16 protein-coding genes are annotated in these 17,070 nt (G+C 62.9%); 13 read left to right on the top strand and 3 right to left on the bottom strand.

Features of this window, described 5'->3' with window-relative positions; genetic code table 11:
- The 10 genes from BRAS3843_RS25585 to BRAS3843_RS25540 form a co-directional block, all read left to right on the top strand.
- On the top strand, positions 1 to 3,192 hold a 3,192-nt coding region (locus BRAS3843_RS25585; protein ID WP_035982745.1), incomplete at its 5' end, for a nitrate reductase subunit alpha.
- Complete coding sequence (narH, locus tag BRAS3843_RS25580) at positions 3,189 to 4,709, top strand: nitrate reductase subunit beta (RefSeq protein WP_035982743.1); 1,521 nt, start codon at positions 3,189 to 3,191, stop codon at positions 4,707 to 4,709. The genes BRAS3843_RS25585 and narH, both read left to right, overlap by 4 nt.
- A 14-nt stretch (positions 4,710 to 4,723) precedes the next feature.
- Positions 4,724 to 5,419, top strand: a complete 696-nt coding sequence (narJ, locus tag BRAS3843_RS25575) for a nitrate reductase molybdenum cofactor assembly chaperone (protein WP_244425469.1) — start codon at positions 4,724 to 4,726, stop codon at positions 5,417 to 5,419.
- Between the two features lie 9 nt (positions 5,420 to 5,428).
- Complete coding sequence (narI, locus tag BRAS3843_RS25570; protein WP_008971992.1) at positions 5,429 to 6,136, top strand: respiratory nitrate reductase subunit gamma; 708 nt, start codon at positions 5,429 to 5,431, stop codon at positions 6,134 to 6,136.
- 5 nt (positions 6,137 to 6,141) lie between these two features.
- The gene (locus tag BRAS3843_RS25565; protein ID WP_008971991.1) at positions 6,142 to 6,966 is read left to right on the top strand and encodes a peptidylprolyl isomerase; all 825 of its coding nucleotides are present in this window, start codon (positions 6,142 to 6,144) and stop codon (positions 6,964 to 6,966) included.
- Between the two features lie 9 nt (positions 6,967 to 6,975).
- Positions 6,976 to 7,311 (top strand): hypothetical protein, encoded by a 336-nt coding sequence (locus BRAS3843_RS25560; protein WP_008971990.1) that lies wholly within the window; start codon positions 6,976 to 6,978, stop codon positions 7,309 to 7,311.
- Positions 7,312 to 7,505: 194 nt separating this feature from the next.
- On the top strand, positions 7,506 to 8,057 hold the full coding sequence (locus BRAS3843_RS25555) for a DUF2478 domain-containing protein (protein ID WP_008971989.1): 552 nt from the start codon (positions 7,506 to 7,508) through the stop codon (positions 8,055 to 8,057).
- A 525-nt stretch (positions 8,058 to 8,582) separates the two neighbouring features.
- Positions 8,583 to 9,893, top strand: coding sequence for a hypothetical protein (locus BRAS3843_RS25550; RefSeq protein ID WP_244425468.1), 1,311 nt, complete (start codon positions 8,583 to 8,585; stop codon positions 9,891 to 9,893).
- A gap of 13 nt (positions 9,894 to 9,906) precedes the next feature.
- Positions 9,907 to 10,410 (top strand): DUF2249 domain-containing protein, encoded by a 504-nt coding sequence (locus BRAS3843_RS25545; protein WP_008971987.1) that lies wholly within the window; start codon positions 9,907 to 9,909, stop codon positions 10,408 to 10,410.
- Entirely contained in the window at positions 10,407 to 10,718 is a 312-nt protein-coding gene (locus BRAS3843_RS25540; RefSeq protein WP_008971986.1) for a metal-sulfur cluster assembly factor, read from the top strand. The genes BRAS3843_RS25545 and BRAS3843_RS25540 overlap by 4 nt, the downstream gene beginning before the upstream one ends.
- Before the next feature lie 58 nt (positions 10,719 to 10,776).
- On the opposite strand, the gene BRAS3843_RS25535 is transcribed toward BRAS3843_RS25540, so the two are convergent.
- Both BRAS3843_RS25535 and BRAS3843_RS25530 read right to left on the bottom strand, forming a co-directional pair.
- Positions 10,777 to 11,361, bottom strand: a complete 585-nt coding sequence (locus BRAS3843_RS25535) for a UbiX family flavin prenyltransferase (RefSeq protein WP_035982744.1) — start codon at positions 11,359 to 11,361, stop codon at positions 10,777 to 10,779.
- 11 nt (positions 11,362 to 11,372) lie between these two features.
- Complete coding sequence (locus BRAS3843_RS25530; protein ID WP_008971984.1) at positions 11,373 to 12,902, bottom strand: UbiD family decarboxylase; 1,530 nt, start codon at positions 12,900 to 12,902, stop codon at positions 11,373 to 11,375.
- Between BRAS3843_RS25530 and BRAS3843_RS25525 the strand changes: the two genes are divergently transcribed.
- The 3 genes from BRAS3843_RS25525 to BRAS3843_RS25515 are packed head-to-tail and all read left to right on the top strand — an operon-like array spanning position 12,795 to position 15,485.
- A complete protein-coding gene (locus tag BRAS3843_RS25525) occupies positions 12,795 to 13,553 on the top strand; it encodes an SCP2 sterol-binding domain-containing protein (RefSeq protein ID WP_244425467.1) in 759 nt (252 codons plus the stop codon). The two genes, BRAS3843_RS25530 and BRAS3843_RS25525, sit on opposite strands and share 108 nt — an antisense overlap.
- Entirely contained in the window at positions 13,553 to 14,530 is a 978-nt protein-coding gene (locus BRAS3843_RS25520) for a peptidase U32 family protein (protein ID WP_008971982.1), read from the top strand. The genes BRAS3843_RS25525 and BRAS3843_RS25520 overlap by 1 nt, the downstream gene beginning before the upstream one ends.
- Positions 14,531 to 14,579: 49 nt before the next feature.
- Positions 14,580 to 15,485: a U32 family peptidase gene (locus BRAS3843_RS25515; protein WP_008971981.1), complete on the top strand. Its 906-nt coding sequence runs from the start codon at positions 14,580 to 14,582 to the stop codon at positions 15,483 to 15,485.
- A 2-nt stretch (positions 15,486 to 15,487) separates the two neighbouring features.
- Here BRAS3843_RS25515 and tcuA read toward each other — a convergent pair whose 3' ends face one another.
- Positions 15,488 to 16,822, bottom strand: a complete 1,335-nt coding sequence (gene tcuA, locus BRAS3843_RS25510; protein WP_008971980.1) for an FAD-dependent tricarballylate dehydrogenase TcuA — start codon at positions 16,820 to 16,822, stop codon at positions 15,488 to 15,490.
- Between the last annotated feature and the right edge of the window lie 248 nt (positions 16,823 to 17,070).

Raw genomic sequence — 17,070 nt, 5'->3', positions numbered from 1 at the left:
TTCTCGCCAATCCCGGCCATGTCGATGGTGAGCTACGCGGCCGGCGCACGCTATCTGTCGCTGCTCGGTGGCGTCTGCATGTCTTTCTACGATTGGTATTGCGACTTGCCGCCGGCATCGCCGCAGACCTGGGGCGAGCAGACCGACGTGCCGGAAAGCGCGGATTGGTACAATTCGGGCTTCCTGATTCTCTGGGGGTCCAACGTCCCGCAGACACGGACGCCCGATGCGCACTTCTATACCGAGGTCCGCTACAAGGGCGCCAAGAGCGTGGTGATCTGCCCCGACTACTCTGAGGCGTCGAAATTCGCGGATTTGTGGGTCTCGCCGAAGCAGGGAACCGATGCCGCCCTGGCTATGGCCATGGGCCACGTGATCCTGAAAGAATTCCACATCGATCGTCAGACCAAGTATTTCAACGATTACGCGCGCCAGTATACGGACATGCCATTTCTGGTGCGTTTGGTGAAATCCGAGGGCCGGCTCGTCCCTGAGCGGTTCGTGCGCGCCTCGGATTTCGCCACTTCGCTCGATCAGTCGAACAATCCCGAGTGGAAGACGGTGGCTTACGATGAGACCACCGGCGACCTCGTCGTGCCCAACGGCTCCGTCGGCTTCCGTTGGGGCGAGAAGGGCAAGTGGAACCTGGAGGAAAAGGACAGCACGAGCCGCGCAACCAAGCTCCGTCTCTCGCTTGCGGAGATCAAGGACGAACTGGCCGACGTTGCCTTTCCCTATTTCGGCAATCGTGAGCACGATCACTTCCGTGGCACCGATCATCCGGACGTCCTGGTGCGGAAGGTCCCGGCCAAGCGCCTCGCGCTGAAGGACGGCGATGTTCTGGTGGCGTCCGTGTTCGATCTGTTCGTCGCCAACTACGGAGTCGATCGCGGCTTCGGAGGCGAGCATCTGGGCAAGAGCTACGACGATGTCGAGCCGTACACGCCGGCATGGGCGGAACGGATCTCGGGCGTCCCGCGCGATCAGATCATCACGGTCGCCCGGGAGTTTGCCCGCAACGCCGAAAAGACCGGTGGCCGCTCCATGGTCATCGTCGGCGCCGGGTTGAACCACTGGTACCACATGGACATGAACTATCGCGGCATCATCAATATGCTGGTGATGTGCGGTTGCGTCGGCCAGTCCGGCGGCGGTTGGTCGCACTATGTCGGTCAGGAAAAGCTGCGTCCGCAGTCCGGCTGGACGCCGCTCGCCTTCGGGCTCGACTGGGGACGTCCGCCGCGCCAGATGAACTCGACCTCGGCGTTCTACGCGCATACGGATCAGTGGCGCTACGAGACGCTGGATGTACGCGAGATCCTGTCGCCGACGGCACCGGCCGGGCCCTGGGACGGCGCATTGATCGACTACAATGCGCGCGCCGAGCGCATGGGCTGGCTGCCGTCAGCGCCGCAGTTGAAGACCAATCCTCTCAAGGTCGCCGCGCTCGCCGCAGCGTCCGGTCTGGAAGCCAAGGATTATGTCGCGAGAGCGCTGAAGTCCGGCGAACTTCAACTGTCCTGCGAGGATCCCGATGATCCCAGCAACTGGCCGCGCAACATGTTCATCTGGCGTTCCAACCTGCTTGGCGCCTCGGGCAAGGGTCACGAATACTTCCTGAAGCATCTGCTCGGCACCAAGCACGGCGTGCTTGGCAAGGATCTGGGTGAGGACGGCGGCAGGAAATCGATTGACGTGAAGTGGCGCGACCAGGCGCCTGAGGGCAAGCTCGACCTCCTGGTCACGCTCGATTTCCGGATGTCGACCACCTGCATGTATTCCGACATCGTCCTGCCAACCGCGACCTGGTATGAGAAGAACGATCTCAATACCTCGGACATGCATCCCTTCATTCACCCGCTGTCCGCTGCGATCGATCCGGTGTGGGAGGCGCGCAGCGATTGGGACATCTACAAGGGGATAGCGGAGGCCTTCTCCAAGGTCGCCCCGGAGGTTCTCGGCGTCGAAAAGGACGTCGTGCTCACACCCATCATGCACGACAGCGCGGGGGAGATTGCCCAGCCGTTCGACGTGAAGGATTGGAAGAAAGGTGAGATCGAGCCGATCGCCGGCAAGACAATGCCGGCCGTGACCGTGGTCGAGCGCGACTACCCGAACCTCTACAAGCGGTTCACTTCCCTCGGACCGCTGATGAAAAAGCTCGGCAATGGCGGCAAGGGCATGGCCTGGAATACCGACCATGAGGTCGAGCTGCTCAAGAAGCTCAACGGCTCGGTGACCGAGGAAGGGCCGACCAAGGGGCTCGCCCGGATCGATACCGCCATCGATGCCTGCGAGGTGATCCTGAGCCTGGCGCCGGAAACCAATGGCGAGGTCGCGGTCAAGGCTTGGACCTCGTTGCAGGGCTTTACCGGCCGAAATCATACGCATCTGGCGCTGCCCAAAGAGGACGAGAAGATCCGTTATCGCGACATCGTCGCGCAGCCGCGCAAGATCATCTCGTCACCGATCTGGTCCGGCCTCGAGTCGGAAAAGGTCTGCTACAACGCAGGCTATACCAACGTCCATGAACTGATCCCGTGGCGTACGTTGACCGGCCGCCAGCAGCTCTATCAGGACCATCTCTGGATGCGCGCCTTCGGCGAGGGCTTCTGCGTCTACCGCCCGCCGATCGACACCAAGACGGTCAAGCCGGTGATCGATCGCAAGCCGAACGGCAATGCGCAGGTGGTGTTGAACTTCATCACGCCGCATCAGAAGTGGGGCATCCATTCCACCTATACCGACAACCTCCTGATGCTGACGTTGTCGCGCGGTGGTCCGATCGTCTGGATCAGCGAGATCGATGCCAAGGCCGCCGGCATCGTCGATAACGACTGGATCGAGGCCTACAACACCAACGGCGCGCTGGTGGCGCGCGCCGTGGTCTCGCAGCGAGTGAAGCAGGGCATGTGCATGATGTATCACGCACAGGAGAAGATCGTGAACGTACCTGGATCGGAGCAAACCGGGCAGCGAGGTGGCATCCACAACTCGGTCACGCGCGCGGTCCTCAAACCCACGCACATGATCGGCGGGTATGCGCAGCAGGCGTATGGCTTCAACTACTACGGAACGGTCGGCTCCAACCGTGACGAATTCGTCATCGTCCGCAAGATGTCCAAAATCGACTGGCTGGATCGACCCGTCACCGAGCAGTCCGGCAAGACCAGCCTGGAGGCCGCAGAATGAAGATCCGCGCTCAAATTGCGATGGTGCTCAACCTCGATAAGTGCATCGGTTGTCATACTTGCAGCGTCACCTGCAAGAACGTCTGGACCAGCCGCGAGGGCATGGAATACGCTTGGTTCAACAATGTCGAGACCAAGCCCGGCATTGGCTATCCCAAGGATTGGGAGAACCAGGCGCGCTGGAAGGGCGGCTGGAAACGCAACCGGAACGGCTCGATCCAGCCGCGCATCGGCGGCAAGTGGCGGGTGCTGGCTAACATCTTCGCCAATCCGGACCTGCCGGAGATCGACGACTACTACGAGCCTTTCACGTTCGACTATCCGCATCTGCAGCAGGCGCCGGAACAGCCCGCGGTGCCGACCGCGCGGCCGCGCTCGCTCGTCTCGGGCGAGCGGATGGAAAAGATCGAATGGGGACCCAACTGGGAAGAGATCCTCGGCGGCGAGTTCGCCAAGCGCTCGCAGGACTACAATTTCGACGGCGTGCAGAAGGACATCTACGGCCAGTTCGAAAACACCTTCATGATGTATCTGCCGCGACTGTGCGAGCACTGCCTCAATCCGGCCTGCGTTGCGTCCTGTCCGTCCGGCGCGATCTACAAGCGCGAGGAGGACGGCATCGTCCTGATCGATCAGGACAAGTGCCGCGGCTGGCGGATGTGCGTCTCCGGCTGCCCGTACAAGAAGATCTATTACAACTGGTCATCGGGCAAATCGGAGAAGTGCATCTTCTGCTATCCGCGCATCGAGGCCGGTCAGCCGACGGTGTGCTCGGAGACCTGCGTCGGGCGCATCCGTTATCTCGGCGTCGTCCTGTATGACGCCGATCGCATCGCGGACGCCGCAAGCCGGCCCGACGAGCGGGATCTCTACCAGGCTCAGCTCGACATCTTCCTCGATCCCAAAGATCCCGCGATCATCGCCGAAGCAGAGCGGCAGGGCATTCCGCATGCATGGCTGGAGGCCGCCAAAGCATCGCCGATCTGGAAGATGGCGATGGAATGGAAGGTCGCGTTTCCGCTGCACCCGGAATATCGCACGCTGCCGATGGTCTGGTACGTACCTCCGCTGTCGCCGATCACCTCGGCGGCGGCTGCCGGCAAGATCGGGCTCGACGGCGAGATGCCGGACGTGAAGTCGCTGCGCATTCCCATGCGCTATCTCGCCAATCTCCTGACCGCCGGCGACGAAAGGCCTGTCGCGCTCGCCCTTGAACGCATGCTGGCGATGCGCGCCTTCATGCGCGCCAAGACGATCGACGGCGTGATCGACGAGGTGATCGCAAAGCAGGTGGGGCTTACCCCGGCTCAGATCGACGAAATGTATCAGATCATGGCGATCGCCAATTACGAGGATCGCTTCGTGATCCCGACCGCCCATCGTGAATTGGGAGCCGATGCCTTCGATATCCGCGGTTCGTGCGGCTTCACCTTCGGCAATGGCTGCTCTGGCGGTGAAAACGAGGTCAACCTGTTCGGCGCGCCGCGAAAGGCGAAAAATCCGATGGAGATGGCGTGATGAGATCCTTCAAGGTGCTATCCGCGCTGCTGACCTATCCGGACGAGGAACTGGTCGGTGCAGCCGCCGAATTCGCCGACGTGCTGGAGACCGAGGCGCTTGTTCCTGCCGCGCAGCGAGGCGCGCTCGATCGCCTGATCGACGAAGTCTCGACAACTGACGTCTACGATCTGCAGGAACGGTACGGCCAACTGTTCGATCGCAGCAAGACGCTGGCGCTCTATCTGTTCGAGCATGTGCATGGAGAGAGCCGGGACCGTGGTCAGGCAATGATCGATTTGAGAGCCATGTACGAGAAGGCGGGCCTCGTCATCGACGCCAACGAACTGCCGGACTATCTGCCGCTCTTTCTTGAATTCCTCTCGGTGCGGCCCGTTGAGGAAGCGCGGCTATTGCTTGCCGACACAGCGCATATCCTCGCCGCCTTGGCCGAGCGTCTGGGCCGAAGGCAGTCGCCCTACAAAGCGGTATTTGACGCCCTGGTCGCCATGGCCGATGAGGCGCCGCAGCGCGAGATCGTCGACGAGCTGTTGAAGAGCCCCGACTCAGATCCGATGGATCTCAAGGCCCTCGATGCGGCCTGGGAAGAGGAAGAAGTGAGGTTTGGCCCGGGCGCCCAGGGGCAGGGCGCCTGCGGTAAGGAGGGGCTGATCGCGAAGCTTCGCCACGCCCGTCGGGCGGTCAACCCGGCGCCGCCAACAATGCAATAGGGGACGACCATGCAAACGCTCAATTCAATCGTCTTCGGCTGGTACCCTTATCTCTGCCTCACGGTGTTTCTGTTCGGCAGCCTGGTCCGGTTCGATCGCGAGCAATACACATGGCGTAGCGGCTCCAGCCAGCTGTTGCGCCGGCGCCAGCTGATGTGGGGCTCGAATCTGTTCCACGTCGGCATTCTCTTTATCTTCTTCGGTCATTTCGTCGGCCTGCTGACGCCGATCTGGGTGTTCGACATGCTGGGCGTGTCGCACAGCTTCAAGCAGATGCTGGCGATCGTTGCCGGAGGCGGCGCCGGGCTGATGTGCCTGATCGGGATCGCGCTGTTGGCGCACCGCAGGCTATACGACCCGCGTATCCGGGCCAACTCATCGTTCGGCGACACCGCAATCCTGTTGATCCTGTTCGCTCAGCTTCTGTTGGGTCTTGCGACCATCCCTGTGTCCCTCGGTCATCTCGACGGCCATGAGATGGTGAAATTCATGGGCTGGGCGCAGGGCATCCTCACGCTTCAGCCCGGCATTGCCGCCAGCATCCTGGACGTGAGCCCGGTGTTTAAGGCGCATCTCGTTCTTGGCATGACGATCTTTCTGCTCTTTCCCTTCACGCGTCTGGTTCACATCTGGAGCGCCCCGGTCTGGTATCTCGGCCGTCGTGGCTACCAGGTGGTTCGCAGCCGCCCGAATGGCACGTTGCAGGCGGCGGAGTAGGGCACATGGATTGCTCCCTGGTCGACACGCTCCCGAAACCGAGGGCCGTGAGCGTCAATGGCACGGTCATCCCGCGCGAGGCGATCGCGCGCGAAGTGCAGAACCATCCGGCGGAAAAGCCGATCCTCGCCTGGCAGGCGGCGGCGCGGGCGCTGGTGGTGCGGGAATTGCTGCTGCAGGAATCGGCGCGGCTCGGCGTCATGGCCGAGCCGCTGCGCGATGAAGAGGGACGCAGCGAAACGCCCGAGGAGGCGGCGATGCGCGCCTTGATCGAACGCGAGGTGGTGACGCCCGCTCCCAACGAGGCCGCATGTCTGCGGTTCTACGAGCAGAACCGGCCGCGCTTCCGCACCGGCGACCTCTATGAGGCCGCGCATATCCTGATCGCGGTGCCGCGCGAGCAGGCGGCCGCGCGCGACGTGGCGCGTGCCACGGCAGAGACGATCCTGTCCTCGGTTCGGGAAGATCCTCGGCGGTTCGAAGAGCTGGCGCGCGGTCGATCCGACTGCCGGACGTCGGCCGAGAATGGCGGTCGCCTCGGTCAAATCACGCGCGGTCAGACGGTGGAAGAGTTTGAGGCCGCACTCTCACGTATGCGCGAGGGCGAGTTGTCCATCGTTGAGACTCGCTTCGGTTTTCATGTCGTTCGCCTCGATCGGCGGGCGCTGGGGCAAGTCATGCCTTTCGAACTCGTACGTGATCGGATCGCCGACTATCTCGCGGCCGGCGTGCAGCGGCGCGCACTCGCACAATATGTATCGCTGCTGGCTGGCCGTGCGGAGATCAGAGGCGTCGGATTCGCCTCCTCCGCTTCGCCCCTTGTGCAGTAGGGGCGCGCCATGCTGCTTGGTGAGATCATCAGGAACTTCAGTCAGGAGGCCAAGGCGACGGAAGCCTTGCTGTCCTGTCATGACGTCGCCCTGCTTGCGAGAGTTGGCGAGGTCGCCAAACGCTACGAGGAAACGGTCGGCGAATACGCTGCGGGAGCGGTGCGCCGCTTCGCCAATCTCGCAACGAGCGAAGATTGGCTGAGCTTGATGAACGCGATCGAGCGCGCCGATGATCCCGGCGTCAATTGCCTGACCACGATGATCCAATGGTCGCTGAAGCAGGATGAGGCGGCACGTCCGGTCCATGCCGGCTGCACCTGCGGCGGCGGAGCAGCATGTTCGTGAGCGCGTCCGTTCTCATCTTCGCCGTCTCCGGCTCTGGATCGTGACGGCCCATGATAGAGGACCGAAATGAGCACAGGCGCGGCAAGGTGATCAACGATCGTCTCGGTCATGCTCGCGCATCCAACCAGGCGCCGTCTTGGCCATCATTTGCCATTGTCTCGGCCCGGTGGCCACAGGTTCGAAGGTGAATCCCGATGTCAGCACTGCTTCCCGACCCGGCTTTTGACACGTCAGCTTCGCTCGCACCGCAGCTCGCTGCAATCGTCTATACTGACAACGTGTACCCGGAGGCGGCCTTTGCTGCGCTCGTGGAGCGATCCCGCAGCCTCGGGCTGTCGTTGGCGGGCGTCCTGCAGCGCCGGGTTTCGGACGCTCCGGGCCGGCGGTGCGATGTCCTGCTGGAAGACCTCAGCACCGGTCACTGCACGTCCATCTTTGAAGATCGCGGGGCAGGTGCTGCCGGCTGCAGGCTCGATGAAGCCGCGTTGAGCGAGGCCGCCGCCCGCATCGAGGGAAATATGGAGGATAGGCCGAACCTGCTGGTGCTCAATAAGTTCGGCAAAGCTGAGTGCTCAGGCGGTGGATTGCTCGACCTGATCGTCAGCGCGATGGATCGGCAAATCACGGTGGTCATCGGCGTGCCGAGGGCCAATCTGCGGGCGTGGAGGGACTTTGCCGGGGATCTCTCGCTTGAGCTACCCGAAGATATCAGCGCGATCGAGACATGGGTCGGGAGTCTGAAGTAGCATCTCGCTCGAGCGAACTCGCACCCGTTGCGGACTCTTTCACTGAAATACTTGATCCTTCCTTCGGGATCGAGGTGCCTGGTTGCCAGACCTCAATATTTCCAAAAGTCAGAAGTTGCGCTTGCGCACAGAATGACTGGCATCAAAGGTAAACGGGCTCCGCAACGGGAGACGCCGTCGCTTGCTCGATGCAATTTAGCAGATCAGCGGTAATGGCCCCGAGCGACCTTTCTCCGACGGTCGCTCTCCTCCGGCGACTATCCGCGATCTCTCCAAATGCGGATCCATGGTCCTCCGTCTGTTCGGCGGCTGGAGCTCATAGCCGGACAGATCCCGGCCTTTCTCGGAGAGCAAACAGCACGGCTGATGTCGTCGATCTTTGTGCCTAGACAAAGAGCGCCCAAACGAGACGGCTAGTGTAACGACGGCGACGATCCAGAAAATGGGTTCGCCAGTCTCTTTTGGCCTGCATCGTGCGCGAGATGTGAAACGACCATGGTCGGCGCCGCAATATCACGATGGACGATGAGCTACTTCGCAGCCGCCACAGCATGGCTGTTCGGGGCTGAGGCGCTCATGGCGGCAGGGTTCGGCTTTCCGTCCGCAGATCTTGCCTCGCCCGATACGCTCGTCCTGGTGCACATGGTTTCAATCGGCTGGCTCAGTACGGCGATGTGCGGGGCTTTGCTGCAGTTCGTTCCAGTGCTGGTCTCCCGACCTTTGTTCGCCGAAAACTGGGCGTTGCCCGCTCTTGTTCTTTTGACGGCGGGGCTCATCGCACTGCTATGCGGCTTCCTCGCGCTCGGCGGCCATCTGCCGCTATGGCTCTGGCTGCTGCCGCTCGGAGCCTGTCTGCTGATCGCCGGCTTCGGTTTGATCGCAGCGGACGTCGTGCTCACGGTCCAGAGTGCCAAATCGCTGGACGCATCTGCGCGGTTCGTGCTCGTTGGTATGGCATCGCTGTGCGTTACGGTCGCGCTCGGGGCCACGTTTGCCTCGCAGCTTGCCGGCTACGGCGGAGCGGCAATCGATTCGGTGCTGGAATCCGGCGTCCCGCTCCACGCGATCGCCGGCCTCGGCGGTTGGCTCACTTTGACCGCGATGGGCGTTAGCTATCGGTTGCTTGCCATGTTCATGCTGTCTCCCGACGTCGACGAGCGGCAGAGCAGGGTCACGCTTTTCGTCGGCGCGCTGACGCTCTGCGTCGCGGTCGTTGGCGGTCTCGTCGCGATCGAGGCGGCCAGCGGGCTTGGCGCTGTGCTTCTATGGGCCGGCGTGTTTGGTCTTGCTACCATCGCGCTCTACGGTCGCGATGTGATCGAACTCTACCGAAAACGCAAACGGCGGCAGCTCGAGCTCAACACCCAGATGGCGGCGTATGGGTTCTTGAGCCTCCTCGTTGCCGCCGTGCTGGGAGCTGTGCTTGCTGCGACCGGCTCCTTTGCACCGTATGCCGGCGCGTTCGCTTTCCTGATCGCCTTCGGCTGGCTCTCCGGTCTTGTGCTGGCGAAGCTCCACAAGATCGTAGCCTTCCTCACTTGGCTGGAGGCCTATGGTCCGGTCATGGGACGTGCGCCGATGCCGCGTGTTCAAGAACTCGTCGTCGAAGCGCGCGCCAAGAAATGGTTCGGTGCCTATTTCGCTGCCGTCTGGGTCGCAACCGCGCTTCTGCTCGCAGGAGAAGGGACGTTATTCCGCGTCGCCGCGCTTGCGATGGCGGTCGCGACGGGAGGAATCATCCATGAGTTCGTCCGTACGCGACGGCTCACGGATGTCGCCGAGCCGTTGCGACTGCCGAACGGAGTGACGGAGCCTTGCCTATTGCATGCCCGCTAGAAAGGAAGCAACCATGACCGACTGCATCGATCTCGACGTCCGTCCGATCCTGCGCGCCGGGAATGAGCCGTTCTCCGCCATCATGGCTGCGCTCGCTCAGCTCGCGCCTGGCCAGGGACTTCGCCTTTATGCCCCATTCAAACCGGTTCCACTCTTCGCAGTGATGGCCGAAAAGGGATTTGCTTACGCCGAAAGGGAGCTCGATCGCGGCGAATGGGAAGTGCTGTTCACTCCCGAAGCGCGGCCCGCGTCATCGGCGCCACCACCGGCCCAGCCTTTCGACGATTGGCCTGAGCCAAAGATCACGCTCGACAACCGGGACTTGGACCCTCCGGAGCCGATGGTCAAGATTCTGGGCGCGGCCGAGCAGCTCGGTCCCGGCGAAACCCTCTCCGCGTTGCTGTGCCGCGAGCCGGTTTTCCTCTTCCCGCAACTGGAGAAGCGTGGGTTCCGATGGCTCGGTGGCTTTACACCCGATGGATCGACCTACGAATTGACCGTACGGGCGCCGGCATGACCGAACATCTCACCGACCGGATCAGGGACGCGTTGCGCGTCGTGATCGACCCCGAACTCGGGTTCAACATCGTCGATCTCGGCTTCGTCTACGATATCGCAGTTACCAATGGTGAAGCGTGCATTACGATGACGGCGACGACCCGCGGCTGTCCGGCCGCGGTCTTCCTCAAGGAGGGTGTCGCGAGGGCCGCAACAGTACCTGGCATTCGCTCCGTGAACGTCGTGATGACATTCGAGCCGCCCTGGACGCCAGCCATGATGACGAACGAAGCCCGCACCGAACTCGGGTTCGCCAACAGCAATTGATGGCGACAGTCCGTGCTCGGCTTGCGCCAGGACGTTCGAACCGCGCATGCGACGGCTGTCAGGGCTGCCCGGGCCAGGCCTGCGCCGGTGCGCGCACGCCCGGCAGATCGAGGAGATTGATCGCGCGGCAGGCCATCTGGTCGATGACGTCGGCCAGCGACTGAGGCTTGAGGTAGAACGCCGGCACAGGCGGAGCAATGATCGCGCCGATCTCGGCGACCTGGGTCATGGAACGCAAATGGCCGAGATGCAGCGGACTCTCGCGCACCAACAGGACCAGCCTGCGCCGCTCCTTGAGCTGCACGTCGGCCGCACGTACCAAGAGATCGTTGAGCTGGCCCCACGCGATGGCGGACAAGGTGCGGATCGAGCAGGGCGCCACGATCATGCCGGCGACTGGATAAGAGCCGCTCGCAATGCTGGCACCAATGTCTGAATGCGTGTGGTGGCGGAAGGCGAGGCCGTTCAGGCGCGCCAGTGCATCTGGGCCGACCTCCTCGGCCAGCGTGCGTTCGGCCGCCGGCGAGACCACGAGATGGACGTCGCAATTCGGATGGGCAGCAAGCCGCGAGACGATACGCGCGCCGATTGCCGCGCCGGACGCGCCGCTGATGCCGACGATCACGCCAAGACGCTCGTTCATCTGGCGCTCGTTCATGTGACCCTCGGCGTTTGCCGGAGCGGTTCAGCGAGGCCGAGCCGAGGCCACATGGCGTCGACCCGTGCGACCACTGCAGCGTCCATGCCAAGCGGCTCGCCCCAGATCCGCTCTGTCTCCGGTCCAATCTTGGTCGTGGCATCGATGCCGAGCTTGCCGCCGAGGCCGGATTTCGGCGAGGCGAAGTCGAGATAGTCGATCGGTGTATCGGTGAGCGTCACCAGATCACGCGAGGAGTCGGTGCGCGTCGCAACCGCCCACATCACCGCATGCCAGTCGCGGATGTCGATGTCGTCGTCGACGACGATGAGAAGTTTCGTGTACATAAACTGGGGGAGCATCGACCACAGGCCCAGCATCACGCGGCGCGCCTGGCCGGGATAGCGCTTCCGGATCGCGGCAATCGCGATCCGGTAAGAGCAGGCCTCCGGCGGCAGGAAGCAATCGACCACCTCAGGAAATTGCTGGCGTATCAGCGGCACGAACAGCCGGTTCAGCGCCTCCCCAATTCGAGACGGTTCATCGGGCGCGCGTCCGGTGAAGGTGGAGAGATACATCGGGTGCTTCCGTGCCGTGATGGCGGTGACTTTAAGCACTGGAAAGGCCTCGACCGCATTGTAGTAGCCGGTATGATCGCCATACGGCCCTTCGGGCGCGGTGTCCGTTGCCGAGACAAAGCCTTCGATGATGATTTCCGCCTCGGCCGGCACCGATAGCGGCACGGTCCGGCAGCTGATCAGATTGGGCCGCTCGCCGCGTAAGATGCCGGCGAAACGGAGCTCGGAGATGGTTTCGGGCAGGGGCAGCACGGCGCTCAAGATCGTAGCGGGATCGGCGCCGATCACGACGGCGACCGGCATGTCGCGGCCGAGCACCTTCCATTGCTGGTGGTGGCGAGCGCCACCGCGATGCGCGAGCCAGCGGATGATGGCGCGGTCGCGGGAGAGGACCTGCATCCGGTAGACGCCGACATTCTCCTGCTCGCCTATGCAAGTCTCCGCCGGCGCCGTGATGACCAATGGCCAGGTGATCAGCGGCGCCGGCTCGCCCGGCCAGCAGATTTGCGCGGGCAAGGCGCCGAGATCAACGGCCTCGCCGGTCGCAACGCATTCCTGCACGGAAGCGCTTGGCCGCGCCCGCGGCCTTGTTGCGAGCGCGGCGCGCGCCAGCGGAAGCTTGTGCCAGGCCTCTTTGAGATTTTGCGGAGGGCGGGGGGCACGTAGTTCGGCCATCAGCCCGCCGAGCTCTTCCAGCCGCTCCGGCTTGATGCCGAGGCCCCATGCCACCCGTTCGACGGTGCCGAACAGATTGGTCAGGAGCGGCATCGTCGACGGGCTGCCATCGGCCTTGACCGGCTGCTCGAACAGCAGCGCAGGGCCACCGTCGGCGAGGACGCGGCGATGGATCTCCGTCACGTCATGGACGACCGAGACCTTGTCGCGAATGCGACGCAACTGTCCCCGACTTTCGATAAAGCGCAGAAAATCAGACAGCTCGCGAAAGCGAGGAACATCACGTTGCAGCAAGGAGCCTCTCCAGAAAAGCAAGCCTTAGCCGGGAGATTTCGAGGGCTCATTGTTCCGCGTCAAATACGCAGGCGGGCGATCCGTCCTAGAAGCGTTCGCATGAGATCCCTCTTCTCCACATCAACCGATGCGTTGCCCTTGATCCCGCCCTTGCTCGGGCGTGCGATCAGTCCGTTGCCGTTGCCGCCTCTCGAATTCGTGCTCAACGGCTTCCTGGATCGGATCTTGAGCCGCAATCCACAAATCTTCGACCGGCTCGGGCCGCATGCAGGCAAGCGGTTTGCAATCAAGCCGACCGACCTGCCTTTCATCTTCGTGATCGAGGCCGCCGCGCAGCGTCCATGCCTGTCGGTTGTGCGCGAGCTATCTGCCGACGCCGACGCACAGATATCGTCCTCGATGGCCAATCTGCTTGCCTTGGTCGAAGGGCGCCTCGATGGCGACGCCCTGATGTTCTCGCGGCAGCTCGCGATCGAGGGCGACGTGGAGGCCGTGCTCGCCTTGCGCAATGCGATCGATGACGCGCGGCTCGACATGGCTGCCGAGATTGGCGGCCTGTTCGGACCCTTGGGCGAGCCGGTCAGGCGCCTTCTCGGCGCGGCGCGTGACGCCATTCTTCGGTCCGCGCAATTGCAAGACAGGCTTAGCTGATGGAGCTGATTTGTCCGGCTGGCACGCCTTCGGCCTTGAAATCCGCCATCGAGGCTGGTGCCGATGCGATCTATTGCGGCTTCAACGACGAAACCAACGCCCGAAACTTTCCGGGCCTCAATTTCAGCCGCAGCGAGTTGTCCGAGGCGATCACGTTTGCCCATGGCCGCGGTGTCAAGATCCTGGTCGCGATCAACACGTTTCCGCGTGCGTCGGCGCTGGAGCTGTGGCAACGCGCTGTGGACGATGCGGTCAAGGCCGGCGCGGACGCACTGATCCTGGCCGATATCGGGCTGATGGATTACGCTGCGCGGCATCATCCCGCGCAGCGCCTGCACGTGTCGGTGCAGGCCGCCGCAGCCAATCCGGACGCGATCGCCTATTACGTCGAGACCTTCGGGGCGCGGCGTGTGGTGCTGCCGCGTGTGCTCAGCGTGCCGGAGATCGCCGCGATCACGCGGGAGGTCAGTTGCGAGACCGAGGTCTTCGTGTTCGGTGGCCTGTGTGTGATGGCCGAGGGGCGCTGCTCGCTCTCGTCTTATGCCACCGCAAAATCGCCAAACATGCAGGGCGTTTGCTCGCCGGCAAGCCACGTGGCCTATGCGCAGACGGCGCAAGGCGTGAGTTCGCGGCTCGGTGGTTTCACGATCAATCAATTCGCGCCCGACGAGCCGGCCGGCTATCCAACGCTGTGCAAGGGACGGTTCTCGACCGAGCTTGGTGCCGGCTACATCTTCGAGGATCCAGTCAGCCTGGATGCGACGAGGCTGCTCTCCGGGTTGCGCGACGCCGGCGTCAGCGCGCTGAAGATCGAGGGGAGGCAGCGCGGGCGCGCCTACGTGGAAAGCGTGGTCCGGCATTTCCGCCACGCGCTGACCGCGCTTGAAACGGGAGGCGAGGCGGATGTCACGCGCTTGAAACCGTTCACCGAAGGCCAGGCATCCACACTGGGCGCCTATCGCAAGACCTGGCGTTGACAAGACTTGGCGTTGACAAGTTTTGGCGTTGAAAGAATTGGCGTTGACCATGCAACTCAGTCTCGGGCCCGTCCTGTACAATTGGCCGCCGGACCACTGGCGCGACTTCTATTTTCGTATCGCCGACGAGGCGCCCGTCGATGTGGTGGCGGTCGGCGAGATCGTGTGCTCGAAGCGCGCGCCTTTCTTCGATGAGCACCTGCCTGCGGTCATCGAGCGGCTCGAAAGGGCCGGCAAGACGGTGTTGCTCGGTTCTCTCATTCTGGTGTCGCAGCCGCGCGAGCGACGCCAGACGGCGGCGCTGGCGGAAGTTGCGGACGGGCTGGTCGAGGTGAATGACCTGACCTGCCTGAGGTCGATCTCCGGACGGCCTCATGCCATCGGACCGTTCGTCAACATCTATAACGAGGCGGCTGCATCGTTTCATGCAGCACAAGGCGCGATGCGGATCTGCCTGCCTCCGGAATTGCCGCTCGCCTCGGTCGCAGCCATCACGGCAGCCGTGCCGCAGGTGGTCATTGAGGTGTTCGCGTTCGGGCGCACGCCGCTTGCGATTTCCGCCCGCTGCTATCATGCGCGAGTCCATAAGCTCGCGAAGGACAATTGCCGGTTCGTCTGCGACAAGGATATGGACGGGCTGGTGGTGAAGACCCTCGACAACCAGGATTTCCTGACCATCAACGGCGTGCAAACACTTTCGCACGCCTGTACCAATCTCCTGCGCGATGTCGAGAAGCTCGAACAAGGCGGTGTCCGTTCGTTGCGGCTGTCGCCCCAGGCCTGCGACATGGTCGAAGTCGCCAGGACGTTTCGTGACGTGCTGGACGGTCGCAAAGATGCCGAGGCAGGCTGCCGGCACATCGAACAGATCTACCCGAATGTCCCGGTCGCCAACGGCTTCCTTCACAGCGCGCCGGGATTCTCCTATGTCGCATCGGACAAGCCGGTCGGGTAGCATCAGCGGCGCGCGGCATGCCGCGCAGCCGCCTCGCCGGCGAGGCGACCAAACACGGTGGAGATGGTGAGGCCTATGCCGGAGAGATAACCCCGACCTAGCACATTTGCCGCCATGATCATGCCGGCGGCGAACAGATGGGCGAGGGGCGGCCCGCTGTTCGTCATCACGCGCATCTGCGGATCGACGGCGACACCATAGTGAATGAAGGTGAGGCCAGGACGCAGGGGATAGCAGGCAAACGGCGGTTCCGCGAGCGCGCATCGGCGTGGCGACATGCCGTCTGTCGCGGCGATTGAGGCGTTGAAATCTCTCACCGTCACTTCAAGTGCTGTGGGATCGACCTGCAGTTTCGCAGCAAGACCGGCGATGCTGTCGGCTTGGATCGGTGGTAGTGCCGAGGGCCGCGCCCGTGCGAGACCTCTGGAATCCAGGATCAGGAACGCGATCTGCCCGGCGCAGTTGGCGATACGTGCGCCCCATTCGGCAAAATGCGACTTGCTCATGTTTGCGCGCTCGTCTGCAAATCGCCGGCCGTCGCGGTCAACAACGATGCCGTGGGGGATTGCGGTGATGCGGGTCACGATCCCACCGTCGAATTTGGGGCCACGGGCGTCGACTGCAACCATGTGAGACCGGCCCGGATCGCCGATCGGCCTTGCGCCGGCATCGAGCAGGAGACGCAAGGCCGCGCCGTCAGCGTAGGGCGTTCCGCGCACAGCAAAACCGTCGACTGCGGCGCCAAAGTCTTCGCGCAGCCAGTCGAGATCGGCCTGATGACCGCCCGCGCAAACGACGGCGGCCTTTGCCACGATTTTCTCGATGGCGACGCCGCGTCTGATGCTGGCGCGACACTGATGTTCGTCCGCGCAATCGAGCCCGATCAGTTCGCTCTCATAGCTGGTTGCAACCCCGAGACGGGCCGCGGCCGCGTAGAGCGCGTTGACCATGGCTTTGCCGCCACCAAGCAGGAAAGCGGTTCGCTGAGAGTATGACGTGTAGGTGTCTGCTGGACGTTGCAGGCGGACGCCCTTGTCGCTGAGCCAGTCCGCAATCGTTGCAGAGCCTTGAACGAGCAGACGCGCCAACCGCTGGTCGGTCGCGCCATCGGTCACGCTGACCAGATCCTGGAGGAAGGCCTCTTCGCTATAGGTATCAGGCGCCCATGGTGTCGGCCGCTCATGCATGAGGCGGAAATTGCGTGCATGACGTGTGTTTCCACCTCTCAGCTGTCTCGGCGCCCGTTCAATCAGACGAACCGATGCACCGTGGTGGCGCGCCGCAATGGCGGCGCAAAGCGCGCTACTGCCGCCGCCGATCACCAAAACGTCGATCATGTTGGAATCAACTGCGATTGAATGTGCTCTGTACGGTGCCGAAAGTTTTGCCAAAGTTAGATGCCTTCACACCGACTGCGCGATGTTGTTACCATTTCGAGCAGAGAAAAATGAGCCGAAATTTCTCATTTTGGCTTCGCTCCAAGCAGCTCTCCTCCCGCGCCGGCATGGAGCTGCGTTCTCGCGGCTGCTACGCCCGAGCTTTGCGAGATTGAGACCCTCCTTAGAAGTCGAGAGGGTGCAGGGAA

The sequence above is a fragment of the Bradyrhizobium sp. STM 3843 genome (assembly GCF_000239815.1).
In the GTDB taxonomy this organism is placed as follows: domain Bacteria; phylum Pseudomonadota; class Alphaproteobacteria; order Rhizobiales; family Xanthobacteraceae; genus Bradyrhizobium.
This window is presented reverse-complemented; position numbering and strand designations above follow the sequence as displayed.